The sequence below is a fragment of the Kribbella caucasensis genome, assembly GCF_004361855.1.
In the GTDB taxonomy this organism is placed as follows: Bacteria; Actinomycetota; Actinomycetes; order Propionibacteriales; family Kribbellaceae; genus Kribbella; species Kribbella caucasensis.
Genome location: NZ_SNWQ01000001.1, coordinates 158716 through 181582 on the forward strand (window position 1 = coordinate 158716; position 22867 = coordinate 181582).

The 22867-nt window shown below is 67.6% G+C and carries 30 protein-coding genes and 9 tRNA genes; 21 read left to right on the plus strand and 18 right to left on the minus strand.

Translation table 11 applies throughout. The features are described 5' to 3' along the window. Positions 1 to 100: 100 nt before the first annotated feature. Positions 101 to 280 (plus strand): DUF3099 domain-containing protein, encoded by a 180-nt coding sequence (locus EV643_RS00690; protein ID WP_133797958.1) that lies wholly within the window; start codon positions 101 to 103, stop codon positions 278 to 280. A gap of 14 nt (positions 281 to 294) precedes the next feature. Here EV643_RS00690 and EV643_RS00695 read toward each other — a convergent pair whose 3' ends face one another. Together EV643_RS00695 and EV643_RS00700 are read right to left on the minus strand one after the other, a co-directional pair. Beyond that, on the minus strand, positions 295 to 750 hold the full coding sequence (locus EV643_RS00695) for a MarR family winged helix-turn-helix transcriptional regulator (RefSeq protein ID WP_133797959.1): 456 nt from the start codon (positions 748 to 750) through the stop codon (positions 295 to 297). A gap of 73 nt (positions 751 to 823) precedes the next feature. Further along, the gene (locus EV643_RS00700; RefSeq protein WP_133797960.1) at positions 824 to 1057 is read right to left on the minus strand and encodes a hypothetical protein; all 234 of its coding nucleotides are present in this window, start codon (positions 1055 to 1057) and stop codon (positions 824 to 826) included. Positions 1058 to 1635: 578 nt separating this feature from the next. On the opposite strand from EV643_RS00700, the gene EV643_RS00705 reads away from it, so the two are divergent. After that, positions 1636 to 2433: a S1 family peptidase gene (locus EV643_RS00705; protein WP_133797961.1), complete on the plus strand. Its 798-nt coding sequence runs from the start codon at positions 1636 to 1638 to the stop codon at positions 2431 to 2433. 92 nt (positions 2434 to 2525) lie between these two features. On the opposite strand, the gene EV643_RS00710 is transcribed toward EV643_RS00705, so the two are convergent. The 3 genes from EV643_RS00710 to EV643_RS00720 are packed head-to-tail and all read right to left on the minus strand — an operon-like array spanning position 2526 to position 5996. Beyond that, on the minus strand, positions 2526 to 3923 hold the full coding sequence (locus EV643_RS00710) for a dihydrolipoamide acetyltransferase family protein (RefSeq protein WP_133797962.1): 1398 nt from the start codon (positions 3921 to 3923) through the stop codon (positions 2526 to 2528). Beyond that, entirely contained in the window at positions 3920 to 4906 is a 987-nt protein-coding gene (locus EV643_RS00715) for an alpha-ketoacid dehydrogenase subunit beta (protein WP_133797963.1), read from the minus strand. Before EV643_RS00715 ends, EV643_RS00710 begins: the two co-directional genes overlap by 4 nt. 1 nt (position 4907) lies before the next feature. Continuing rightward, entirely contained in the window at positions 4908 to 5996 is a 1089-nt protein-coding gene (locus EV643_RS00720) for a thiamine pyrophosphate-dependent enzyme (RefSeq protein WP_133797964.1), read from the minus strand. Between the two features lie 120 nt (positions 5997 to 6116). Between EV643_RS00720 and EV643_RS00725 the strand changes: the two genes are divergently transcribed. Beyond that, positions 6117 to 6605: an Lrp/AsnC family transcriptional regulator gene (locus EV643_RS00725; protein WP_133797965.1), complete on the plus strand. Its 489-nt coding sequence runs from the start codon at positions 6117 to 6119 to the stop codon at positions 6603 to 6605. Between the two features lie 150 nt (positions 6606 to 6755). On the opposite strand, the gene uppS is transcribed toward EV643_RS00725, so the two are convergent. Genes uppS through EV643_RS45320 form a run of 3 tightly spaced genes read right to left on the minus strand, consistent with a single transcriptional unit; the run spans position 6756 to position 8329 of the window. Next, on the minus strand, positions 6756 to 7526 hold the full coding sequence (gene uppS / locus EV643_RS00730) for a polyprenyl diphosphate synthase (protein WP_133797966.1): 771 nt from the start codon (positions 7524 to 7526) through the stop codon (positions 6756 to 6758). Between the two features lie 10 nt (positions 7527 to 7536). After that, a complete protein-coding gene (locus EV643_RS00735) occupies positions 7537 to 8058 on the minus strand; it encodes an AAA family ATPase (RefSeq protein WP_202869338.1) in 522 nt (173 codons plus the stop codon). A 52-nt stretch (positions 8059 to 8110) separates the two neighbouring features. Beyond that, on the minus strand, positions 8111 to 8329 hold the full coding sequence (locus tag EV643_RS45320) for a VOC family protein (protein ID WP_238165263.1): 219 nt from the start codon (positions 8327 to 8329) through the stop codon (positions 8111 to 8113). Between the two features lie 26 nt (positions 8330 to 8355). Between EV643_RS45320 and EV643_RS45325 the strand changes: the two genes are divergently transcribed. Then, positions 8356 to 8559 (plus strand): hypothetical protein, encoded by a 204-nt coding sequence (locus EV643_RS45325; protein ID WP_238165264.1) that lies wholly within the window; start codon positions 8356 to 8358, stop codon positions 8557 to 8559. Positions 8560 to 8610: 51 nt separating this feature from the next. Here EV643_RS45325 and EV643_RS00745 read toward each other — a convergent pair whose 3' ends face one another. Together EV643_RS00745 and EV643_RS00750 are read right to left on the minus strand one after the other, a co-directional pair. Continuing rightward, positions 8611 to 9285: a hypothetical protein gene (locus EV643_RS00745; protein ID WP_202869339.1), complete on the minus strand. Its 675-nt coding sequence runs from the start codon at positions 9283 to 9285 to the stop codon at positions 8611 to 8613. A gap of 25 nt (positions 9286 to 9310) precedes the next feature. After that, positions 9311 to 10309 carry a magnesium and cobalt transport protein CorA gene (locus EV643_RS00750; RefSeq protein WP_133797967.1) on the minus strand — a complete coding sequence of 333 codons (999 nt, stop codon included), beginning with the start codon at positions 10307 to 10309 and terminating at the stop codon, positions 9311 to 9313. A 152-nt stretch (positions 10310 to 10461) separates the two neighbouring features. On the opposite strand from EV643_RS00750, the gene EV643_RS00755 reads away from it, so the two are divergent. Both EV643_RS00755 and EV643_RS00760 read left to right on the plus strand, forming a co-directional pair. Then, positions 10462 to 11433, plus strand: coding sequence for a 2-hydroxyacid dehydrogenase (locus EV643_RS00755; RefSeq protein WP_133797968.1), 972 nt, complete (start codon positions 10462 to 10464; stop codon positions 11431 to 11433). Continuing rightward, positions 11426 to 11794 carry an MmcQ/YjbR family DNA-binding protein gene (locus tag EV643_RS00760; protein ID WP_133797969.1) on the plus strand — a complete coding sequence of 123 codons (369 nt, stop codon included), beginning with the start codon at positions 11426 to 11428 and terminating at the stop codon, positions 11792 to 11794. Before EV643_RS00755 ends, EV643_RS00760 begins: the two co-directional genes overlap by 8 nt. Positions 11795 to 11923: 129 nt before the next feature. Here the strand turns inward: EV643_RS00760 and EV643_RS00765 are convergent, their stop codons facing one another. After that, positions 11924 to 12325: a VOC family protein gene (locus tag EV643_RS00765; RefSeq protein ID WP_133797970.1), complete on the minus strand. Its 402-nt coding sequence runs from the start codon at positions 12323 to 12325 to the stop codon at positions 11924 to 11926. 190 nt (positions 12326 to 12515) lie between these two features. Between EV643_RS00765 and EV643_RS00770 the strand changes: the two genes are divergently transcribed. Beyond that, entirely contained in the window at positions 12516 to 12890 is a 375-nt protein-coding gene (locus EV643_RS00770) for a VOC family protein (RefSeq protein ID WP_133797971.1), read from the plus strand. A 72-nt stretch (positions 12891 to 12962) separates the two neighbouring features. Here EV643_RS00770 and EV643_RS00775 read toward each other — a convergent pair whose 3' ends face one another. Continuing rightward, on the minus strand, positions 12963 to 13304 hold the full coding sequence (locus EV643_RS00775; RefSeq protein WP_133797972.1) for a hypothetical protein: 342 nt from the start codon (positions 13302 to 13304) through the stop codon (positions 12963 to 12965). A 295-nt stretch (positions 13305 to 13599) separates the two neighbouring features. On the opposite strand from EV643_RS00775, the gene EV643_RS46355 reads away from it, so the two are divergent. Together EV643_RS46355 and EV643_RS00780 are read left to right on the plus strand one after the other, a co-directional pair. Next, positions 13600 to 13734, plus strand: a complete 135-nt coding sequence (locus EV643_RS46355) for a hypothetical protein (protein ID WP_255512915.1) — start codon at positions 13600 to 13602, stop codon at positions 13732 to 13734. Between the two features lie 48 nt (positions 13735 to 13782). Further along, positions 13783 to 14196, plus strand: a complete 414-nt coding sequence (locus EV643_RS00780) for an HNH endonuclease (protein WP_133797973.1) — start codon at positions 13783 to 13785, stop codon at positions 14194 to 14196. On the opposite strand, the gene EV643_RS00785 is transcribed toward EV643_RS00780, so the two are convergent. After that, the gene (locus EV643_RS00785) at positions 14187 to 14615 is read right to left on the minus strand and encodes a hypothetical protein (RefSeq protein ID WP_133797974.1); all 429 of its coding nucleotides are present in this window, start codon (positions 14613 to 14615) and stop codon (positions 14187 to 14189) included. The genes EV643_RS00780 and EV643_RS00785 overlap by 10 nt on opposite strands. Positions 14616 to 14675: 60 nt before the next feature. Further along, on the minus strand, positions 14676 to 14912 hold the full coding sequence (locus EV643_RS00790) for a hypothetical protein (protein ID WP_202869340.1): 237 nt from the start codon (positions 14910 to 14912) through the stop codon (positions 14676 to 14678). A 23-nt stretch (positions 14913 to 14935) separates the two neighbouring features. On the opposite strand from EV643_RS00790, the gene EV643_RS00795 reads away from it, so the two are divergent. Further along, positions 14936 to 15118, plus strand: coding sequence for a VOC family protein (locus EV643_RS00795; protein WP_370452210.1), 183 nt, complete (start codon positions 14936 to 14938; stop codon positions 15116 to 15118). An 87-nt stretch (positions 15119 to 15205) separates the two neighbouring features. Here EV643_RS00795 and EV643_RS00800 read toward each other — a convergent pair. Then, positions 15206 to 15281: transfer RNA gene (locus EV643_RS00800), tRNA-Thr, on the minus strand. A gap of 641 nt (positions 15282 to 15922) precedes the next feature. Here EV643_RS00800 and EV643_RS00805 point away from each other — a divergent pair. The 11 genes from EV643_RS00805 to EV643_RS00840 all read left to right on the plus strand — a co-directional run bounded on the left by EV643_RS00805 (position 15923) and on the right by EV643_RS00840 (position 19074). Further along, a tRNA-Trp gene (locus EV643_RS00805) sits at positions 15923 to 15991 on the plus strand. Positions 15992 to 16081: 90 nt separating this feature from the next. After that, positions 16082 to 16157: transfer RNA gene (locus EV643_RS00810), tRNA-Pro, on the plus strand. Between the two features lie 91 nt (positions 16158 to 16248). Further along, positions 16249 to 16322 (plus strand) — tRNA-Arg (locus EV643_RS00815). A gap of 2 nt (positions 16323 to 16324) precedes the next feature. After that, a tRNA-His gene (locus EV643_RS43950) sits at positions 16325 to 16401 on the plus strand. Between the two features lie 6 nt (positions 16402 to 16407). Next, a tRNA-Leu gene (locus EV643_RS00820) sits at positions 16408 to 16481 on the plus strand. Positions 16482 to 16582: 101 nt separating this feature from the next. Next, a complete protein-coding gene (locus EV643_RS00825) occupies positions 16583 to 17029 on the plus strand; it encodes an HNH endonuclease (RefSeq protein ID WP_133797976.1) in 447 nt (148 codons plus the stop codon). Between the two features lie 33 nt (positions 17030 to 17062). Then, positions 17063 to 17135: transfer RNA gene (locus EV643_RS43955), tRNA-Gln, on the plus strand. 151 nt (positions 17136 to 17286) lie between these two features. Next, positions 17287 to 18507: an RtcB family protein gene (locus EV643_RS00830; protein WP_238165265.1), complete on the plus strand. Its 1221-nt coding sequence runs from the start codon at positions 17287 to 17289 to the stop codon at positions 18505 to 18507. A gap of 114 nt (positions 18508 to 18621) precedes the next feature. Next, positions 18622 to 18710, plus strand: a tRNA-Ser gene (locus EV643_RS00835). 41 nt (positions 18711 to 18751) lie between these two features. After that, positions 18752 to 18834, plus strand: a tRNA-Tyr gene (locus EV643_RS43960). 42 nt (positions 18835 to 18876) lie between these two features. Continuing rightward, positions 18877 to 19074 (plus strand): hypothetical protein, encoded by a 198-nt coding sequence (locus EV643_RS00840; protein WP_133797977.1) that lies wholly within the window; start codon positions 18877 to 18879, stop codon positions 19072 to 19074. Positions 19075 to 19315: 241 nt separating this feature from the next. On the opposite strand, the gene EV643_RS00845 is transcribed toward EV643_RS00840, so the two are convergent. From EV643_RS00845 to EV643_RS00855, 3 genes are read right to left on the minus strand one after another with little or no spacing between them, the layout of a single operon-like run. Further along, positions 19316 to 20731: an FAD-binding oxidoreductase gene (locus EV643_RS00845; RefSeq protein WP_238165266.1), complete on the minus strand. Its 1416-nt coding sequence runs from the start codon at positions 20729 to 20731 to the stop codon at positions 19316 to 19318. Then, on the minus strand, positions 20728 to 21594 hold the full coding sequence (locus EV643_RS00850; protein ID WP_133797978.1) for a hypothetical protein: 867 nt from the start codon (positions 21592 to 21594) through the stop codon (positions 20728 to 20730). The genes EV643_RS00845 and EV643_RS00850 overlap by 4 nt, the downstream gene beginning before the upstream one ends. After that, a complete protein-coding gene (locus EV643_RS00855; RefSeq protein ID WP_238165267.1) occupies positions 21591 to 22838 on the minus strand; it encodes a nickel pincer cofactor-dependent isomerase, group 22 in 1248 nt (415 codons plus the stop codon). The genes EV643_RS00850 and EV643_RS00855 overlap by 4 nt, the downstream gene beginning before the upstream one ends. Between the last annotated feature and the right edge of the window lie 29 nt (positions 22839 to 22867).

Consider the following 22867-nt stretch of genomic DNA (forward strand, 5'->3'; position numbering starts at 1 on the left):
GTTCCTGGACCTGCTTCAGGCGTGGGGTTCTGGCGCTCCGGTTCGTTGGTGAGTGCTGGGAGTACGGCCTACCGTTGAGAACGAGCGGGAGGAGGTCCTCATGCGCCGCCTCGACAACCGGAAGGCCTACATCTGGCTGATGTCGACCTGCCTGGCCCTCATCGGTCTCGCCTGGTTCGTGGTCCGGTTCTTCTCCATCCCGGCCGCCATCGGCATGAGTGCGGTCGCCGCCGTCATCCCCCCGATCGCCGTAATCGTCGCCAACAACCACCGCGACTGATGCGCGCCCAGCGCCTAGACCTTGGCGGGGAGGCTGAGGCGGGCCAGGGCGTCGACCAGGGGTGCGAGCTCGGGCAGTTCGGCGGCCTTCTCCAGGGCGGCCGTCAGGACTGCGTCGTGCGTCGGTTGGGCCTGCTCGAGGAGTTCCCGGCCGGCCAGCGTGACCTCGGTGTAGATGCCGCGCCGGTCGTCCGGGCACAGGTACCGCTCCAGCAGCTTGCGGTCCTCCAGCCGGTTCACCAGTCGCGTGGTCGCCGACTGGCTGAGCACGACCGCGTTCGACAACTGGTTCATCCGCAGGTGGTAGTCGTCCTGCCGGGCCAGCACATCGAGCACGCTGTACTCGCTCACCGACAGGTTGTGCTGCTTCTGCAGAGAACGCTCCAGCTCGTCCTCGATCCGGGCATGCAGAGCGGCCAGCGTCCGCCAGCCCTGGGCCCGCGCCTCCGCGGCGTCGTCAGGCAGCCCCATAGCTCCTCCTCGTGGTGAGCAATAGTCCGCGTAGACAACTATCGCGCACGCGGGTTACCTGCTCAAGGATACGTCAGCAGCTCCGATAGAACCCGGACACCGCATGGAAGCTCTTCTTGGGTTCCCACCGGTACGGCGATGCCGGGTCCCAGGTGTTCTTGCGGATCACCTTGCACAGGCCGTACCCCGCGATGTCTTCGTCGTGCAAGGGATCGTCGGCACGGTGCGGCGCATCGGGTGAGATGAACGTGTACGGCGACGCGCCCAGGAACCCATCGGCGGTGAAGACCTCGAGCATCGTCCGCACGTGGTCCGCCTGTTCTTGTTCAGGCGGCGTACGTCGCTGCCGTAGATGCTGACCCAGCTCACATGCAGCCGGTCGCGGATCGCATGCAACTCCCCGCGCATCAGGTCGCGCCGCCACAACACCCGGCTCTGGTCGCCGACGAACCCGGTTCCGGTGTCATAGGCAACACCCTTGAAGTCCAGCCCTTTCGGACCGGCGTACGGCGAACCGGAGGACAGCGGGTCGGGGGACGGCTGCTGACCGGCGTACGGCGTGGCGGCGGCCGGCGATTCGGTTGCCCTGAGCGTCGATCCGGCGGCGGCTGCGAACAGTCCGAGCGCGGCGGCGTGGTGCAGAAAACTTGGCCCTGCTGAGTTGTCTGGTCATGCTGTCGAGTCTTCGGCGCGGAGCCCTCGGATACGTCCGCCGGAGGTTTTCCCTTGCCCGACTTAGGTCGCCTCGCCAGGTCGCGTGACACTGCGATGACCAGACACCGATGTGCCTGAGTGTTTGCTTGCGCTACCGAGGGTGTCCAGGCAACTCTCCTCCGTCAGAGGCTGCTACGCCCCAGCAGCCCGCTGATCCCTGGAGTGTGAGGCATGACAGGAAAGCTCAAGTACGCCCGTGCGGCACTGGTCGCCGCGGTCGTCGCCGTCGCATCGGCAGGCGCCGTCGGTTCGGCCGAGGCCCGGACCCCACCGCCGACCACGAACATCGTCGGCGGCAGCCTGGCCAGCACCGCGCAGGCGCCCTGGGCGATCGCGCTGAACAACAGCCGATCCCCTGCCGCGGGCGGCCAGTACTGCGGCGCGACGCTGGTGAAGGCGAACAAGATCGTCACCGCGGCGCACTGTGTCACCCAGCCGATCAGCACCTACACGGCGATCCAGGGCCGGGACAACCTGAACACTACGACCGGCGAGACCTCGAAGATCTCCAAGATCTGGAAGGACCCGCAGTACGGCCGGGTGGCGGGTCACGACGTCGCGGTGCTCACCCTGAGCACGCCGTTCACCGGGATCGCCACGCTGCCGTTGGAGACCAGCCGCTCCGCGGATGCGGTCGGTGCGCGGCCTACCGTGTACGGCTGGGGCGAGACCGAGGGCACCGGCCCCTACGACCGGTTCCAGAAGGTGATCGTCCCGGTGCTCGGCGACTCGTACTGCGGTGACGTGTACGCCGACTACGACTACGTGGCGAACGGGGAGATCTGCGCCGGCTACAAGGCAGGCGGCCAGGACTCCTGCCAGGGCGACTCCGGCGGTCCGCTGGTCCTCAACGGGCGCCTCTTCGGTGTCGTCTCGTGGGGCATCGGCTGCGCGGACGCCGGCAACCCCGGTGTGTACGCCGAGGTCGCCAGCTACGCGTCGGCGTTGACCACCCAGATCAACAACTAGCCGCGGGGCGCTAAGTGTTGGCCGGTCCCATGGGGGCCGGCCAACTTCTCTTTTGCAAGCCAGCTTCTTCTTACAGACAAGCCAGCTTCTTCTTACAGATCAGCGAAGACTGAAGCAGGTCGTTCGAAAGCGTCGGCGACGAAGCGGAGGAAGCCGGCCGCGGTCCCGCCGTCGCAGACCCGGTGGTCGAAGACGAGGGAGAGCTGGGTCAGCTTGCGGATCGCGAGTTCGCCGTCGACCACCCAGGGCCGGTCGATGATCCGGCCGACGCCGAGAATCGCCACCTGCGGGTGGTTGATGATCGCCGCGCTGCCGTCGACACCGAAACTGCCGTAGTTGTTCAGCGTGAACGTCCCACAGGACAACTCCCGCTGCGTCAGCCGCCCGTCCCGCGCCGACTCGGTCAACCGCCGGATCTCCGCGTCCAGTTGCCGCGTGGTCAACGTATGCGCCGAAGCGACAGCCGGTACGACGAGCCCCCGATCGGTCTGCGCCGCCAGCCCGAGGTTCACCCCGTCGTACTGGACCAGGTCCTCGCCATCGACGAAACCGTTCAGCTCCGGGTACTTCCGCAGTCCCGCGATCACGAAGCGCGCCATCAACGCGAGCAGGCCCGGACCGGGATCAGTTGCCGTGCGCAAGGATTCCCGCAGTTCGACAAGTGCGGTCGCGTCCACGTCGACCCAGGTGGTCGCCTCGGGGATCTCGGCCCGGCTCCGGCTCAACGTCGCCGCAACCGCCTTCCGGAACCCACTCATCCCCGTACGCCGCAACTCCGGCAACCCCGTCCGCGCATCGGCCCCGCCGGCGCTCTCAGCTCGTGGGTCGACCGCGCCGGCGCTCTCCACTCGTGGGTCGAACCCGTCGGCCGTGCTCGCATGCGGGCCGACTACGGCCAACTTCTCCGCCTCAGCGCCCACCCGCTGCGCAATCGCCAACTCCACATCACGCCGGACGATCAACCCACCAGCACCGGAACCGCTCAGCTTCCGCAAATCCACCTGGGCATCTCGTGCCAACCGCCGAACCAGCGGCGAGATCACCAACGGCACCCGCGACTTCGACGCCACGACCGCGCCGTCCTGCCCGGCACCAGCAGGGCTCACCCCGGCGGTGCTGCCAATCCGCGCCCCGACCATGCGCGGCTTCCGTCGCCGGGCCGACCCAGCACCTTCAGCCGTGCCGTATCCGATCAGCACGTTGCCGGATCCGGCCTTCTCTTCCTCGCGATACACCTCCGCCGCGACCGGAACCCCGATCGTGATCAGCGGCGTGCCCACGTCGATCGTGCTGCCCTCGTCGCCGTGCAACTGCTCGACCACCCCGGCGTACGGCGTCGGCACCTCGACGAGCGACTTCGCCGTCTCCACCTCCGCGATCGGCATGTCCACGGTCACCACATCACCGACCGACACCAGCCAGCGCACCACCTCCGCCTCGGTCAGCCCTTCACCGAGATCCGGCAGCAGGAAGGTCTGCGTGGTCGTCACGAGTCCTCCCACTGCAGGTCGTCCACCGCATCGAGGATCCGGTCGACGCTCGGCAGGTGGTACCGCTCCAGCATCGGCGGCGGGTACGGGATGTCGAACCCGGTCACCCGCCGGATCGGCGCCGCGAGCGAGTGGAAGCACCGCTCGGTCACCCGCGCGACGATCTCCGACGACACACTCGCGAACCCGCTCGCCTCCGCGACCACCACCGCCCGCCCCGTACTGCGAACCGCCGCGCACACCGCCTCGTCATCGAACGGCACCAGCGACCGCAGATCGACCACCTGCAACTGACGCCCCTCGGCTGCGGCCACGTGCGCCGCCTCCATCGCGACCGGCACCGTCGGGCCGTACGCGATCAGCGTCGCGTCCGCGCCCTCCCGCCGGACCACGGCCTGCCCGATCCCCGGCTGGTCCTCGGTCAGGTCGACCTCCTCCTTGGCCCAGTACAGCTTCTTCGGCTCCAGGAAGATCACCGGGTCAGGGAACTCGATTGCCCTGCGCAACAACGTGTACGCGTCGGCCACCGTCGCGGGGGCGACCACGGTCAACCCCGGGGTGTGCGCGTAGTAGCTCTCGGACGAGTCGCAGTGATGCTCGACGCCACCGATCCCACCGGCGTACGGAGTCCGGATCACGATCGGCAGCCGCACCTTGCCGCGGGTCCGGTTCCGCATCTTCGCGACATGGCTCACCACCTGCTCGAACGCCGGGTACCCGAACGCGTCGAACTGCATCTCCACGACCGGCCGCATCCCGTTCATCGCCAGCCCGACCGCCATCCCGACGATGCCGGACTCGGCCAGCGGCGTGTCGAAACACCGGTCCTCGCCGAACTCCGCGGTCAGCCCGTCGGTGATCCGGAACACCCCGCCGAGCGCGCCGACATCCTCGCCGAACATCAGCACGGTCTCGTCGGCCCGCATCGCGTCGCGCAGGGCCTGGTTCAGCGCTTGCGCCATCGTCAACTTCACGTGCGTCATCTCAGGCCTCCTCTCGCGCCAATTCGTCCTGCAGGAACGCGGCCTGCTCCTTGATCTGCGAGGTCTGGGTGGTGTGGAGATACCGGAACAGGTCGGCCGGATCCGGCGACACGTCCTCCATCAGTCCCACCCGCAATTCGTCCGCGGCCTGTTCGGCAGCCGACTCGGCCGCCTGCTTGGCGTTGTCGTCCAGCAGGCCTTGCTCGCTGAGATAGGCGTCGAGCCGCTTGATCGGATCCCGTTCGAGCCACGGAGTCACCTCCGCCTCGTTGCGATACCGGGTCGCGTCGTCGGCGTTGGTGTGCGCCTGCACGCGATACGTGTGCGCCTCGACGAGTTGCGGTCCCTCGCCGGCCCGTGCCTTCGCGACCGCCTGACCGAGTACGGCGAGGAGGCCGGCCAGATCGTTGCCGTCGGCCCGTTCCCCCGGTACGCCGTACCCGATGCCCTTGTGTGCGAGGGACGGCGCCACAGTCTGACGGGCGAGCGGGACGGAGATCGCGTACTCGTTGTTCTGGATGAAGAAGACGACGGGCGCCTTGAAGACGGCGGCGAAGTTGAGCGCCTCGTGGAAGTCGCCCTCGCTGGTCCCCCCGTCGCCGCAGAGCGCCATCACGACGGTGTCCTCACCCTTGAGTCGCGCGGCATGTGCGACCCCGACGGCGTGAACGAGCTGAGTGGCCAGCGGCGTGGCCTGCGGGGCGACCTTGTGCTCGTACGGGTCGTAGCCGGAGTGCCAGTCGCCTCGGAGCAGGGTGAGGGTCTCGATCGGGTCGACGCCGCGGCTGATGATCGACACGGTGTCGCGGTACGTCGGGAACAGCCAGTCGTCCTCCCGGAGCACCATCGTGGCCGCGACCTGGCAGGCCTCCTGACCGTGCGACGACGGGTAGACCGCGAGCCGCCCCTGCCGGACGAGTGCGCCGGCCTGGTCGTTGATCCGGCGACCCTTGACCAACTGTGCGTAGCCGTCGACGAGCACTTCGTCGGCCGGCAGCCGGTACTGCGGATGCTCGTGGCGGACGCCGTTCTGATCGATCAGCTGGACTGGTTCAGCGGAGGGGAGCAGGCGCTCCTCGACGGTGGTCATGAACCCTCCTGCGCAGGGAGACGGACGGTGGCCTCATCGTCATACTTCTGGCCATTCGGATCCATAGGCTGCAGAATTGCGAGACGATCGGACCGCGGTCGCCGCTTGGAGAGGAGCAGAATGTCCGAGGAACTCTTGGTCGGGGAGCCGTCACGTGGACAGATGGTCGAGGCACCGGCCCTGGACGAGATCGACCGGCAGATCGTCGAGGCCCTGACCCGCGACGGCCGGCTGTCGATCCGGGCTCTCGCGGACCAGGTGCACATCTCCCGCGCGAACGCCTACGCGCGGGTCGAACGCCTCACCACGACGGGCGTGATCACCGGTTTCACCGCGACCGTGGACCCGCTCAAACTCGGCCTGGCCACCTCGGCGTACGTCACCCTCAGTCTCCGGCAGAGCTCCTGGCGGACCCTGCGCGAACAACTCCAGGCGATCCCCGAGGTGAAGCACATCGCCCTGGTCGGCGGCGACTTCGACGCCATCCTGCTGGTCCGCGCCGCCGACAACGCCGGCCTCCGCCGAGTGGTCCTGGAAAAGCTCCAAGCCATCCCCGAAGTCCTCGCCACCCGCACCGCCCTCATCTTCGAAGACCTCGGCACGCTCTGATCCCCGCCGACCGACGGCTCGGCGTGCTGTGATCTGTGCCGATCGACATGAGGTAGTCGCCTCGGCCCGGACCGGTCACGCTCAGCCGAGCGACGGCGCGCCAGTCTGCGGGCACTACCTCATGTCGAAATGCACGGATCGTGGTCGCGGTCAGGCGGCGGTGCGGCGGGCGGTGTAGGCGCGGAGGGCGCGGAGGAAGTCGATCTCGCGGAAGGCGGGCCAGTAGGCGTCACAGAAGTAGAGCTCGGAGTGGGCGCTCTGCCAGAGCAGGAAGTTCGACATCCGCTGCTCGCCACTGGTGCGGATGATCAGATCGGGGTCGGGCTGCCCAGTCGTGTAGAGGTGGTTGCTGAGGTCGGCCGCGGTGAGCTTGGCGGCCAGGCCGTCGAGATCGTTGCCGGCCGCGGCCTCCGACTCGAGGAGTGAACGGACAGCCTCCACGACCTCCTGACGGCCGCCGTATCCGATCGCGAGCGTGATGTGATTGCCGGTCACCACATCCTCGGTCGCCTCGACCGCTTCCTTCAGCGCGCGGGCCGTGCTGTCGGGAAGGAGGTCGAGCATGCCGGCGACGTGCACCTGCCACCGCCCACCGGGTCGGCCGAGCTGCTGAGCGACGATGTCCTCGGTCACCTGCATCAAGTACGCGACCTCGGCTTCAGGCCGCTTCACCAGATTCTCGGTCGAGCAGACGAACACCGTGACGTGCTGAACCCCGACGGACTCGCACCACCCGAGCGCCTTCTCGACATGCAGCGCGCCGTACCGGTGTCCGATGCTCGGGTTCGCATGCCCCTGACCACGCGCCCAACGGCGGTTGCCGTCCATCACCATCCCGACGTGCTGGGGCATCGGCTTGCCGTCGAGTTGCTTGCGCAGACGCCGCTTGTACGCCGCATACGCCAGATCTTGGAGACCCATGCCGGGCAACCTACCCGGCCTTCGCCTCGGCAAGTCCCGTGTCAGCCAGAATCCGGTCAACGGTCGCCTCGAGCGAACTGGTGTGGTCGATGATCGTCTCGCGCGGCCGATCGAGCAGATCCCGCTCGCGGTACCACGCGCTCATCTCCTCGGCCGAGAACGCGGTCGCCTTGTCCCGCATCGCATGTCTGCGCACGGTCTCCTCGAGCGGAATGTCGAGGTAGTAGAAGTACGAAGAACCCGGGTGGTCCCGAGCCAGTCGCGCCAGCATCTCGCCGTACACGACGGTGTGGAAGATGCCGTCCAGCACGGCGTGGAAGCCCTGCTGCAACGCGGTCCGGGCGATCACCTCGATCATCTCGATGTTGTTCGCCTCCGGCGGCTCCAACTCGTTCAGGACGATCCGCCGCACGTAGTCCTGCTCGACCCACGCGACTTCCTGCCCGCACGCCCGCCTGATCCCCTGAGCCGTCGAGCTTTTCCCCGCCCCGGAGTTCCCCCGCAGAACGATCAACCGCGCATCCTCAGCCACCCCGGCAGCCTAGGCACGAGCCCGGTCAACGACGGGCTCGCGCTTGGGCCGTTCACCAGCTCTGCGGCTGCCCGGGGATGTGGGTGCCGAAGGTCCACTCGTAGCCCTCGGGGTCGGCGACGCGGCAGCGGTAGTTGCCCCACTCGGTGCTGTCGGGCGTCCAGATCGACTCGGCTCCGGCGCTCACCGCGGACGCGTGGATCGCCCGCACCTCGTCCTCGGTCCCCAGCGCGATGTACGCCCCATGCCCAACCGTGTCGCCCTTCCGCACCGGGCCGGTCGTACCCCTCCTCGTCCGTGAACAAGGTGAACGCCACGTCCCCGAACCGCATCTCGGCGTGCATGATCCCGCCCTTGTCGTCGGGAGCCTCCATCGTCGTCTCGAACCCGAACGCCTTCTCCAGCCACCGCAACGCCCCCACGGCGTTCCGGTACCCGAAGTACGCGTGCAAACTGGCGGCCCGGCTGCTGCTCTTGTTCTCGGTCATGTCTCCAGCATGAACCGAGTAGCGGCCAAGTTCTGACCGCTACTCGATCGGTTTGCTCCGAAGTTCAGCGGCGGAAGGAACCAGGGCCGTTGACCTGCCAGCCGGGGGTGGTGGGGTCGGTGATTGAGGACAGCGGCACGGTGAAGGTGCGGACCTGGCGGGCGGGGCGGCTGATGGCCCAGAAGGTGGGGGTCGTCGGGGAAGAGCGATCCCAGGCGATGCCCTGGCCTTGGACGTCGGCGAGGTGGACGGTGGCGATCCATCGCAGTTCCGAGCCGGCGACGGGGAGCTTCATCACGTAGGCCTCACCGAGGTCGTGGCCGGTCAGGTAGAGGCGGCCGTCGGGTCCCCACGAACCACCTGAGTTGCTCATCGGCTTGAACCTGTCCAGGATCGGCTTCGGGATCGTCCACGACGCGGTCTCCTCGAACCGGTCGTTCAGCTTCACGATCTGGGTGTTGTAGGTCTGCCCGTACGGCTCGGTCATGCCGTCCTGGATCACGTCGTAGTTCGCGAACCCGGCCCACCACGCCCCGTCGTACCAGTCCAGCCAGGTGATCGAACCGCGGTGGATCCCGAAGCTGTGCGAACCGAGGTGCCGCATCGTCCGGGTGTCGAAGACCTCGATCGAGCTCTCCATCGGCCATTCCGGGTAGTTCGAGTGGACGGCGTAAAGTTTGCTGCCGACAACCACTCCGCTGTCCAGGTGCTTGACCGTGCGTGCCTGGGCGCCGCCCACGTCAAGGAATCTCCGACACAGGACACTAGGGTTGCCGTGCGTTCTGGTCCCGCCGGAACCAGAAGAACAGCGCGATACATGGGATCAACAGCCCACCCAGCCCGAGGGCGACGAAATCCCCGAGCCCGTCGACGTGATCGACCAGCCAGCCGAAGTTCTGCCCGAAGAAGCCCGTCACGAACGTCAGCGGCAGGAACACCGTCGACAGCACCGTGAGCCGCTGGATCGTCGCGTTCTGCCGGACACTGACCTTGGTCTGCTCGACCGAGATCACGGCCATGTTCGCCTCCAGCACGGTGGCCAGCAGATCGCGCTGCGCGGCGACCTCCTCGTTCACCAGGACGAGGTGGTCGTGCACATCCCGGAAATACGGCAGCAAGTCGGTACTGCGAGCACCCCGCTCGACCGTCGCCAGTACGGCCAGGAGCGGGTGCACCGCGCGGTAGAAGTCGGTCACCTCGCGGCGGAGGAAGTAGATCCGCTCGGTCGGCGCCATCTCGCCGGCGAACACGGTGTGCTCGACCTGCTCGATGTCGCGCTCGAGTTCGGCGACGACCGGGCCGTAGTCGTCGACCACCTGGTCCAGGATCGCCCAGAGGACCGCGTTCGTCCCGTTCTCCAGCAGCTCGGGCCGCTGCTCCAACCGGGTCCGCGCCCCGTGCAGATCGCTCGCGACCCCTTGCCGGACCGTGATCACGAACGCGGGCCCGACGAACACGCTCACCTCGCCGAACTCGACTTCCTCCCGCTGGTCGTCGTACCGGGCGGTGCGCAGGATGACGAGGCGGATGTCGCCCTCGTACGGCTCGACCTTGGGGCGGAGGTGGAACGTCTGGGCGTCCTCGACGGCCAGTTCGTGCAGGCCGAAGTTCTCGCTGGCATCGCGAAGTTCGTCCGCGGTCGGCTCGAACAGGCCAAGCCAGACGAACCCGCCCTTGCGGACCTGTTCGGCTGCGTCCGCGACCGACATCGCGCCGACGTGCTGGCGATGTCCGTCCCGGTAGTAGGCGCAGTCCACGATCATGGTGACTCCTCCCCGGCCGTCCGGTCACGGCCCCACTCGGTCCGGCACTTCTCGTCCGGGTACCGGTTCCGCTCACCCTGATCCTGACCCCGCGGACGGCTGGCACATAGCCTTGACCGGACAAAGTGCCGATGAACTTCAGGGAGAAGCGCATGAGCCGCCCGCTCGTTTTGATGCCCGGTCCGATGAATCGTTCGGTGCAGGAAGGGTTGGCCGAGGGGTTCGAGGTGATCCGGCTCTGGGAGGCGGAGAACCCGGACGCCTTGCTGGCTGAGCGGGCGCGCGACATCGTCGGGGCCGCCGTGGGCGGTACGACGGTCGACGCGGCGTTCCTCGATCAGTTCCCGAAGCTGCAGATCGTGTCCAGCTTCGGCGTCGGGTACGACAAGATCGACGCGACCGCGGCCGCCGAACGTGGCGTCGTGGTGACGAACACGCCCGGCGTCCTGGATGACGAGGTCGCCGACACCGCGCTCGGGTTGCTGCTGATGACCGCGCGCGAACTCCCCCAGGCCGAGCGTTACCTGCGGGCCGGCAAGTGGCACGAGCGGCCGTATCCGTTGACGCCGGCAACGTTGAAGGGCCGGAGGATGGGGATCCTCGGCCTCGGCCGGATCGGTGAGGCGATCGCGCACCGGGCCGCGGCGTTCGGGATCTCTGTTGCCTACCACAACCGTCGGCGCAAGGACGTGGACTTCCCGTACTACGAGTCGCTGGTCGAGCTGGCCCGCGACGTGGACATCCTGACGATCGTGATCCCAGGCGGCGACGGGACCCGTCAGCTGGTGAACGCGGAAGTCCTGGCAGCCCTTGGCCCGGACGGGATCCTCATCAACGTGGCCCGTGGAACCGTGGTCGACGAGGCCGCCCTGGTCGACGCGTTGCGGTCTCGGACGATCCTGGCTGCGGGGCTGGACGTGTTCGAGCACGAGCCCGATGTTCATCCGGGATTGCTGGAGCTCGACAACGCCGTACTGCTGCCCCACGTCGGTTCGGCGTCGGTGCCGACTCGGGACGCGATGGGGCGGCTCGTGGTGGAGAACCTGGTGAGCTGGTTCGGTACCGGCGTACCGGTGACGCCTGTGCAGGAGTCGGCGGATCTGGTACGACGGTTGGGTGGCTGATCAGGAGGACGTCCGGCAGATCGCGCTGTCCTTGCCGTCGGTGGTCGAAGGCGAGGACGGATTCGCGTTCTCCGTTGAGAAGAAGGCGATCGCCTGGGTCTGGATGGAACGGCCGGTACCGAAGAAGGCTCGGATCCCGAACGCCGACGTACTGGCCGTCCGGGTCGGCGGGGAGGCCGCGAAACAGGAACTGCTTGCCGCGGACCCGGTGAAGTTCTTCACCGAGGCGCACTACAACGGCTACCCCGCGATCCTCGTCCGCCTACCCGAGATCGAGCCGGACGAACTACGCGAACTCCTCACCGAGGCCTGGCGCCTCCAGGCCCCGAAAGCCCTGGTCAAGCAACACACAGACCTCTGAGCCCGCCAGCACCCCGCAGTACTGGTTTATCGCCCGAGCGAAAGCGCCAAGGAGCGCAGGCCAGTGGCAGTGGAGCGCACTGAGGTGAGACGCGTGAAGTGAGTCAGCCGTGCGGCTGCGGGACGTGAATCAGACCTGCGTGATGTTCACCATCCAGGAGATCCCGAACTTGTCCACCACCATGCCGAACTCGTCGCCCCACATCTGCTTCTCCAGCGGCATCGCCACGATGCCGCCGTCGGTCAGCTTCTCCCAGTACCCCTTCAGCTCGTCGCCGTCGTCACCGCTGAGGCTGACCGCGATGTTGGTGCCCGGGTTGTACTCCATCCCCGGTGGGGTGTCGGACGCCATCAGGGTGAACCCGTTGTCGGACTCGAGTTGGCTGTGCATGATCCCGTCCGGAGCGTCCGGCTGCCCGAACTCCGCGAACGTGTTCATGTCCAGCGTGCCGCCGAACACGGTCTGGTAGAACTCCATCGCCTGCTTCGCGTCACCGTTGAAGCTGATGTACGGATTGAGTCGAGACGCCATCACACACTCCCCTTGCCGAGACGACCGCCAGTTGTTTCGAACCCTAGACCGGCCCGCCGACAATTCGCGACGCCTCAACCCCACAGTTCCCCCACAACCTCATCACGTCACCACCCCCACCCCCTCGGTAACCACCCCTTCGGCCAAAAACTCACCAAGCTCTGGGGGAGCTGTGGCTTATGGTGACCCGATGATCCTGCGCCACGTGACGTTCGATGCCGGAAATCCCTACGACCTCGCGGTTTTCTGGAGTCAGGCAACCGGTTGGCCGGTGGCCGATGGCGACGTGCCCGGCGACAACGAGGTACTGGTCGAGGCCCCGTCCCCAGTCCCCGGGATGCTGTTCATCGGCGTACCGGAGGGCAAGGCCGTCAAGAACCGCATCCACATCGACTGGCAACCCGACGAGCGCTCCCGCGACGAAGAGGTCGAGCGCCTCCTCACCCTCGGCGCCACCATCTTCGAAGACCACCGCACCCCCGAGGGCACCGGCTGGGTCACCATGCAAGACCCCGAAGGCAACGAATTCTGCATAGAACGAAGCACCGCCGAACGCACCCAATAACCACCCACCCCCTCGAACACCGTCGGCCTCGGGTCGGCACACCAGCCATCCGCGTCCGCGGTACGGGAGGGTCTAGAGGGCCTGCTGCTCGGGTGGGTCGTCCCAGTCGGTGAGGCGGTGCCATTCGTGCTGGTCAGCGAACGAACGCTCACCCCGCACCCACTGCTCGAACAGTTCGGCGACGTCGTCCAACCCCACATCCCACGCCTGGAAGTGCCGCTGCGGCGACCCGTCGCGGTACTCCATCACCAGTACGCCGGCCCCGTAGTTCCGCGCCTGCACATACGAGTGGTCCGCCTCGGAGTCGACCACCACAAACCCCTCGGCCACCCCCAACTCCCGAGCGAGAAACGGCAACCACCGCTCCGGCTCCCCCACCGACCCCGCCGCCGTCGTCACCACGAATCTCCCCATCCCCCCATCCTGACCACCAATCAGCCCATCCCGCCGCCCACCTTCCACCCATCGGACTCCGGGAACTGCCAGCGGCCGGATTCACGCGTACTGCCGACCCTCCGCCAGCGACGATCGGTCGCCCTCTTCCGTACCGATCGACATGAGGTAGTCCCCCCACCGGCGGGTCACCACGCCTGATCCCGACCGATCCAACACCCCAGCAACCGACTACGTCATGTCCATCCGTACGCCAGCAGCAGCCGGAACCCGAAAGACCAGATACTGGTCGGTCCCGCGGTCTAGGATCGGGGCCGTGCCGGATCGGGGCGTTGTACGGAAGGTGCGGTTCGCGGTCGAGCCATGGGGGAGCTTCGGTCCGTTCGGCTTCCGTCGCTCCCAGTACGAACACGCAGTACGAGAGGCGGTACAGGACGCGACCGCCGGATGAGTGTGTCGACGGGGCACAAACGGCGTATGTGCTGAGTAATCTGGTCGGGTGGCGGTCAACCGTAGTCGGAAGGCCAGAGCCGCTCGCCGGCGCAAACGTCGCGTGGATCTCGCCGACAACGACCTGACCGAGGAGCAGTGGACCGCGCTCCAGGCCGCCTGGAACGGGTGCGCGTACTGCGGCGCGGCCGACCAGGCCCTGCAGCGTGACTGCGTACTCCCCATCTCGCGCGGCGGGCGATACACCCTCGACAACGTCGTACCGGCCTGCCGCTCCTGCAACACCAGCAAGTGCAACGACGAGGTCACCGCCTGGCTCCGCCGGAAGCGCCTCGACGAACAGGCCTTCCTGCTCCGCCACTTCGTAGTCCGCAAGGCCCTCAGTCCGCAACCTCTCGCAGAACCGACCGCCGCACCGGAGCCGACCCTATCGTTGGGGCCGGAGTATGGCGGTCAGCCGTAGAGGTGGTTGCGTACCAGCGGATCGTGTTCCAGGACGTGGTCGACCAAGTGCCAGAAGTCGGGTAGCCGGGGGTTGGTCAACGCGGCTTCGCGGGTGAGCTTTCGACCGTAGATGGGCTCGTCGGGGGCGACCTCGCCGCCGTTCACGAGGGTGGCCGCCGGGTCCGGCGAGTTGGAGACGGGGCCGACTCGGCAGCCGAAGGTCAAGTGGTCGGTGAAGTCGTCCTGGCCCCAGGTGCCGAGGATGGCGTCGATCCAGGTCTCGTGGACGCCGTCGTGGTGATAACAGCTCGCGAAGTAGACGCCGTACGGGGTGCCGGCGGTGTTGACGAACGCCCAGGAGCGCTCCGCCTTGGTGTCACAGCACTCGCAGACGAACTGCGTGACCTGCCGAGTGCTCTCGTCGATGCTGAGTTCCACGCCGCTCCTGCCGTCGTACCGGGCCTGAACACCGTACCCCGCTGAGAGGTTGGCAACTGATCAGCCGCAGATGGCCTTGTCCACGAACGCGTCAACGGCCTTGTCGGCGTCACCGCGGAGGAGGTCGGGCGTGACCGCGACCGTGACCTGGCGGCGTCCGTCCTCCGTGGCGAACGACCAGGCCTGGTACGCCAGGGCATCGCCGTCGTTTCCGTAGATACGGATCCCACACGGGGTATCCCGCCAGGCCAACCCGAGCCCGTACTTCTTCCCGCCCTCGATCCCCTGCGTCTTCATCTCGTCTAGCAGGTGCCGCGGTGATGGAGGCTGAGGGCCGTGGTGGGCGCTTCAACTTCACTGTCGACGACCCGGACGCCTTGTGGAACGAGGTCAAAGACCTGGCCGTCATCGTCGAGCCGCTGTTCGACACGCCCTACGGAACCCGGAAGTTCACGATCGCAGATCCCGACGGCAACGAGCGCGGCTTCGTCCGCAACGGCTGACACCGACGAGACGGCTTCGGACGACGGGAGTCCGGCCCCCAGAAGCACGGAACCCCAGGTCAAGTGGTGCGTGACCTGGGGATTTGGTGGAGCCGCCTGTCGGAATCGAACCGACGACCTTCTCATTACGAGTGAGACGCTCTGCCGACTGAGCTAAGGCGGCGGGTGCCGAGGCAAGAGTGTAGCGGGAAGGGCGGGTGGTTTCCGAATTGGATGTTCGGGACCGGCTCCTGGGGAGGTTCGGTACGAGGCCCGGGCCGGCGCGAGAGAGCGGTGCGGGGGTGGCGTGGATCACGTGGGGTGGGTGGCGCGGGGTAGGGGTGCGGGGGTGAATGGCGTGGGAGTGCGGCATGGGTGGCATGGGGGTGGTCAGGGAGGTGGACGTGGGATTGGAGGTGGGTGAGGACAATCGCCGGAACCGGATGGCCGGCGTGCCCGTCGGACCGGGCGGAGAGACCACCGGAAATACCACCGGGAATAAAAGATGCGGGAAATGCATTGACTTCGGTTGTGGCGGTAGGTGAAACTATTGCCCGGAACGACTCGACAGAGCATCCGATCAGATCAGCTAGGGGAGACACCGTGTTCGGCAAATCGCAGAACGAGCAGCGGGCGTGGCGCTTGATGCGCGCCGACGCCTCAGCCGCGTGCCTGCGATCCGTGCCCGGATACAACCACGCCTATGAGCTTATCGGCAGACTGAGCCCGAGCCATGGCGGCCCGCCTGCGTGATCCCCAGGATCACCAGCAGCCGCCCGTCGGGATCGACCGACCAGGGCGGCTTTTTCTTTGCGTTCATCCCACGTCGGTGCGCAATGGTTGCGAACCGGATTCCAAACCCGCGTTCCGAGGGTTCGATTCCTTCCACCGATGCTATTTCCCTGCCCACGGACAGGGAATCGAAGAATTGACAACTGGATATGCCATTTGCAATTTCCCGGGCCTACGCAGGTCCGGGAGGTACGAGCTGTGGGCCAGCGGCAAGGCCACCTCATTTGGGATGAGGGAATCGGGGGTTCGAGTCCCTCCAGCTCGACCAGGCGCCCGCAGGATGCTAGCTACCGGCCGAGCGGGCGCCGGCAACGTGCCCTGCGCCGGAAATCCGCAGCACATCCGGTGCAGGGCGCCGAACGCCCGTGGCTCAACCGGAGAGAGCACCTGTTTACGAAGCAGGGGGTTGCAGGTTCAAGTCCTGCCGGGCGTGCTGTGTCCGAAGCAGAAGTGGGCGATGCACCGGGACGTGGCCCCGGCGGAAGCGGGTTCGAGTCCCGCCGGACACCCCAGTACAGGCGGCTCTGGCCCAATTGGAAGAGGCAGCCGGTTCAGGACCGGAAGGTTCGGGGTTCGAGTCCCTGGAGCCGCACGAACAGACAGCAGCAACCACGCGCACCGGCGTACGGGCGCACCGGAAAGGACGACCCGGCAAACAGGTGTCGGGCACACTTGAGGAGAGGAGGAACCACCATGAGCGGTGTGATCGTGCTCAACGCCTCGTACGAGCAACTGCATGTCGTGTCGGTCCAGCACGCCATCCGGATGCTCGTCCGCGAGGTCGCCGTCGTCGAGGAAGCGCACGACGGCGCCAGCATCGGACCGTTCCCCTTTCCACGCGTGCTGCGCCTGGTCCGGTATGTGGTGACCAAGTGGCGCTACAAGACCGGCCGGATCCAGTACACCCGGGTCGGCGTGCTGAAGCGGGACAAGTACACCTGCGCGTACTGCGGCAAGTCCGGCGCGAACACGATGGACCACGTCGTACCCCGGTCCCGTGGTGGCCGTGGTGAGTGGCTGAACGCCGTCGCCGCGCACGCGTCCTGCAACGAGAAGAAGGGCTCCCGCACGCCCGAGGAAGCCGGTATGCCGCTGCTGTGGCAGCCGTGGATTCCCTCACGTGCGGAGATAGCACTCTGACGCGGCGCTCACCGGTGCCGCGTTGGAGCGCGGTGCCAGGTGGGCGACGGTGACCCACCCTCGGTTCTGACCCGAGGCCCCGCAGGTTCGACCCCTGCCCTGGCAGCCCAGCACCGCATGACCGTGGGCTCAACCGTGATCGCGGCCGACCGTGCGGTGCTCCGGCAGAGTAAGCCGAGTTTCGGCCTATCGGCAGCCGTCCCGAAAACGGCCTGCCCCTCAGCGGGGCGTCAGGGTTCGAGACCCTGCTCTGCCGCATGTACGACAACCAGAGGGGTGAGGAGATGGACGTGGAGTTCCCGGTGGCGCTCAGTGGGGCGAAGAGTTCCACGTTGATGTGGGCCCCGGAGCATGAGGTGGGCGCGCAGGCGCTGCAGCAGTTGCGGAACATCGCCGCACTGCCGTGGGTGCACGGTGTTCGGGTGATGCCGGACGTGCACCTCGGTAAGGGCGCGACGGTCGGGTCCGTGATCGCGATGAAGCAGGCGGTCTCGCCGGCGGCCGTCGGTGTCGACATCGGTTGCGGGATGGAAGGTGTGCTCACGTCGCTCACCGCCACGGATCTGCCGGATGACCTGTCGGTGATCCGGTCGCGTATCGAGGCCGCCGTACCGGTGGGCTTCCGGGCGCACGAGGATCCGGTGAGTGTGCGGAAGCTCGGGCTGGACCGTGGTTGGGAACGGTTCTGGGGTTCGTTCTCCAGCCTGCACGACGGGGTGCAGGACCGGGAGAAGAAGGCGCACCAGCAGATGGGGTCGCTCGGCGGCGGCAACCACTTTATCGAGGTGTGCCTGGACGACGAGGACCGGGTCTGGCTGATGCTGCACTCGGGCAGCCGCAACATCGGCAAGGAACTCGCTGAGCGTCACATGCGGATCGCCCGGCAGTTGCCGCACAACGCGGATCTGCCGGACCGCGATCTGGCTGTGTTCCTGGCCGGCACGGCGGAGATGGACGCGTACCGGCGTGATCTGACCTGGGCGCAGGAGTACGCGGCTCGGAACCGTGCGGTGATGCTCGCCCTGGTGATGCAGGCGGTGCGGGAGTCGTTCGCGCAGCCGGTCGGCTTCGAGCAGCCGATCTCGTGCCACCACAACTACGTGGCGGAGGAGACGATCGACGGACTCGACCTGCTGGTCACCCGGAAGGGCGCGATCCGGGCGGGACTCGGCGATCTCGGGCTGATCCCGGGTTCGATGGGCACCGGCTCGTACGTCGTCCGTGGGCTCGGCTCGGAGCGCTCGTTCTACTCGGCCTCACACGGGGCGGGCCGGCGGATGAGTCGCAACGAAGCCAAGCGCCGGTACACGGTCGACGACCTGATCGCGCAGACAGCCGGGGTCGAGTCGCGCAAGGACGCCGGGGTGCTGGACGAGATTCCGGCGGCGTACAAGGACATCGAGTCCGTGATCGCAGCGCAGGCGGATCTGGTCGAGGTGGTCGCCCACCTCAAGCAGATCATCTGCGTCAAGGGCTAGCTCACACCGGCAGCTCCCGTACTACGGGGGTGCCGGGCGGGCGCCGCCGTCCGCAGGGGAGGCGGCGGCGCCCGGGATGAACTGCCGTTCGGAGGGCGATCTCCGGGCGGTGTTGGTGAGGTCCGCCTGTCGGCAGAGGCAGCGGTTTGCTAAACCGTCGGCCGGGTTCGCCCGGTCCGCGAGTTCGACTCTCGCTCTCACCGCTGGGACGGCCGGGGCAAACCGGCCGGCCCTGCCAAATCTCGCAGGAGCGCCACCGTCGGAGAGGTGGGGCGGGCTGTAAACCCGTTGCTTCGCGCTGAGCAGGTTCGACTCCTGTCTCCTGCACCCCGAATTGGGACATCAACACGAAAGAGAGGAGGACCGGCCATGGCCGACCTCAAGAACGCACGAAAGAAGATCCCTGGCGGCAGGACCGGTGCTCCGGTCAAACAGGGTCACGCGCTGCGCCGGGTGATGCTCGCCTGCGGGCACGTCCAGCGCGACCGGATCGCCCACCCGGGCGATCACGTCTGGTGCGAGTCCGACTGTTCCGACTGGGTCCGCGTCGTCTCCGTCGAGGAGTAGACCCGTACCCCCACCACTCACCAAACCCGCGCCGCCGCAACGGCCGCGGGTGAACCGAGCGTGCAACGGCGGCCGGCCTCCGTGTCGGCCGCCGCTTGCTGAGTGGTGCAGGTACACAACTCTCTGGTGACGGATGCACGCCTGGCCCTCCGAAGGCCGGGTCCCTGGTTCGACTCCAGGCAGAGAGACAACGTCCGAAGAACCGAGGGCTATAGGCCAAGGTTCTTCGGACGCAAGCGCTTTAGAGGAAGACCTTGTCCGGGTTGAGGAGGCCGGCGGGGTCGAAGACTGACTTGATCTCGCGTTGTAGCCGCAACCCCACGGGACCCAGCTCGGCCTCGAGCCATTGGCGTTTGAGTTTGCCGATGCCGTGTTCGCCGGTGATCGTGCCGCCCAGTGCCAGGCCGAGGTTCATCACCGCACCGAAGGCCTCCAACGCGCGCGCCTCGGCCGCCGGGTCGTCGCGGTCGAACACGACCGTCGGATGCATGTTCCCGTCACCTACATGCCCAGGGCAACAAATCAGTACGTCGTACTTCGCGCCGATCTCCGCGATCCCGTGCAACAGCGCGACCAAACGGCTTCGCGGCACGGCGACGTCGTCGATCAACGTCGTCCCGAGCGGCTCCAGCGCCGCGTGCACCAGACGACGAGCCTCCAGCAGCATCGCCGACTCCTCGGCATCCGACGCCTCGGCGACCTCGACGGCCCCGTGCGCAGTACAGATCGCCGCGATCGCCGCCACGTCCTCGGCCGCGCGCGGACCACGATCCGACTGCGCGAGCAGCAGCGATCCGACGTCGGCCGGCAGCCCCATGTCCCGGTAGTTCTGGATCGCCCGAGCCGTCGGCCCGTCCAGGAACTCCAGTAGCGAGGGCCGCAACCCCGACGCCATCACAGCCGCCGCGGCCGCGATCCCGTCCTCGATCGACAGGAAAGTCGCCGCCGCGGTCAAGGCAGCCTCGGGCGCGGGAAGCAACGCCAGCGTCGCCTCCGTGACGACACCGAGCGTCCCCTCCGAGCCCACGATCAACCGCGTGAGGTCATACCCCGCGACACCCTTCACCGTCCGCCGGCCGGTCCGCACGACCTCGCCGGATGCCAGCACCACCTCCAGACCGCGAACGAAGTCACCCGTCACGCCGTACTTCACACAACACAGCCCGCCCGCGTTGGTCGCGATGTTCCCACCGACCGTGGACATTTCCCACGACGACGGATCCGGCGGGTAGAAGAGCCCGGCCTCCCCCACCGCATGGGAGAGGTCAGCGTTCACCACCCCCGGCTGCACCACGGCGACCTGGTCCTCGGCCGAGATCTCCAGCACCTTGTTCATCCGCGCGGTCGACAGCAGGATGCACCCGTCGATCGCGTTCGCCGCCCCCGACAACCCGGTCCGCGCGCCCTGCGTCACCACCGGTACGCCGTACTCCCCGGCTGCCCGCAGCACTTCGGCAACCTCGGCCGTCGAGCCGGGACGTACCAGAACGGCAGGCACCCCGGCGGCGCAGAACGTCGCCTCGTCATTGCGATGGCTGTCCAGTACGTCGGGATCGGTGACGACCGCCTTCTCCCCGAGCGCAGACCGAAGTCGCGCGATCAACCGCTCCGAGCCGATCCGCTGCTCGGGGCCAGTCGGCGAATCCGAAGAGATCACTCTTCGTCCTGCTCGGCCAGCAGCCGCAGGATCAGCGAAGCCCGCCGGACCCGTTCCCGCCCGAGCGCCTCGGCGGTCGCGGCCAGGTGCATCCCGACCGGGTAGATGTTCGGCGCGTTCCGCAACCCCATCTTCAGGTACACCGGCGCCGCCACCCGCACCACCTCGGGTACGTCGTAGAAGCGCACATGCCCACCCTGGTCGTCCGGCACCTCGATGTACATGTCGATCGGTACCGATGTCACAGACCGGATCTCGGCCAGCACCGGCAGCGGCAGATCCGTCGACACGTTCAGACTCGTCGCGCCCAACCGCTCGTAGAGCGCCGCAGTAGGTGCGTTGGGCAACGGCATCAATACCGACGTCTTCAGCACCAGATCCGCCGGCAGCACGCCTTCCTTCTTCAACGTGCCGAGCAGTTCCAGTACGCCGAGGTCGCCGACCAGCAGACTCCGTACCCCGAGCTCCACCGCCCGGAACGCGTCGGACAGCGAGGCGGCCACCATCTCGTTGCCCCGGGCAACACCACCGACGGCGGCCGACACCTTCGCCTGCCCACCGATGTCCCACGCGCCCCGCGGCCCGAGGAACAGACACACCTCGATGTGGTTCTCGACCCCGAGCTCGAGCATCTCCTCGATCTCGCCGTCGGTCAGCATCATCACGCCGCTGCCCTGCGAAATCCGGTGCACGGTGATCCCGCGCGACCCGGCCTCGTCGAGCACGGCCCGCATCACACCAGGGCCCTCGCAGCTCGGGATCTCGATCTTGTACTGCGACCCGTCGCCGAACTGCCCGTTGGATTCCCCGCCCGGACCGAATCCCCGATCGGCCAGCAACGCCCGCGCTTCCCGCAGATTCATGCCTCTCCCCAGCTCCCGAGCGACCCTGTCGCGTCCGTCAGATCCCTCGCCGTCCCGGTGATCTCCAGGTCGAACCGATCCCCCGCTTCCACCAGCAGCGCGGGCGAGACCATCAACTCATGCGGCGACAGCGTGTCCCGGATCCGCGCCAGCCGCAACGCCGACCAGTCCCGCCGCCCACTCATCGCACACGCCGCCGTCACGGCCGCCGCGTCGTCCTCCATCACCATCGGCAGCCGCGAACGCCGCGCTCCCCCGGCACCCGAGGTCAACGCGTTCACGTAACTCGCGCGCAGGTCGATCTGCTCCAGGATCCGGGCCGGGATCACGTCGGCGAGCCCCAGACCGGACGCGTTCCCGTGCGACGCCTTCGAGATCCGGTGCACCGTGATCGCCGCGATCGACGGCGACTCGAACTCCGGAATCCCGTGCACCCAGCATCGCCCGATCACGTTCGTGTCCATCCCGGCACCGGACTTGTCCTTGCCCAATTCGTCGATCACCAGGACGTCGAGCTCGTCGAACGGCAGCCGCCCCATCAGACTCCCGGCCCGCTGGAGCAACGCGGTCTCGGCCACGCCGGCGATCCCGTCCACCGTGACCAGCTCGACCGAAGCCGTTTGCTCCAAGGCGTTCTCAAGAATCGCGAGACCGCCCAAGATCTTGCCTTGGGCAATAACAAGCCGGGCGGCCGCCTCGATCGCGGCCCCGAGCGACGGGATCCCTCCGGCGTGCAGTGAAGCCGCGCCCTCGTGGTTGCCCAGCCCGATCGCGAGGATCTTGGCCAGCCCGCTCTCCACCGGACCACGGAAGTCCGTGTGCGGCTTGACCCGATTGACCAGCAGTACGCCGTCCGCCTTGGCCGCGATCGCGTCGTGGTGCACGACCGTCCCGTCGGGCAGGGTCCCGATGACCACGGTCTCCATCGTCGCCTCGATCGGACAGCCGACCGAGTCCGGCGTGACGCCCAGCCCGGCCAGCATCTCGACCTGCCCTTCGGCCGTCGCAGCACCGTGTGACCCCATTGCGGGGACGACGAACGGCTCGGCGCCAACCGTACGAAGCCAGTCGACCGCCGCCCGGACAACCACTACCAGATCGTGGATCCCACGACTCCCGGCCGTCACCGCGACCCGATCGCCCGGCCGGACCACAGCCGCCAACGGAGCCAGGGCAGCCTGCGCAGCGGCGTACGGATCCTCCTCCACCGGCAGGTCAGGCAGCAGCCGCCGAATCGGGGTCACCTGCGGCAGTACACCGTCCGGCCGCAGGC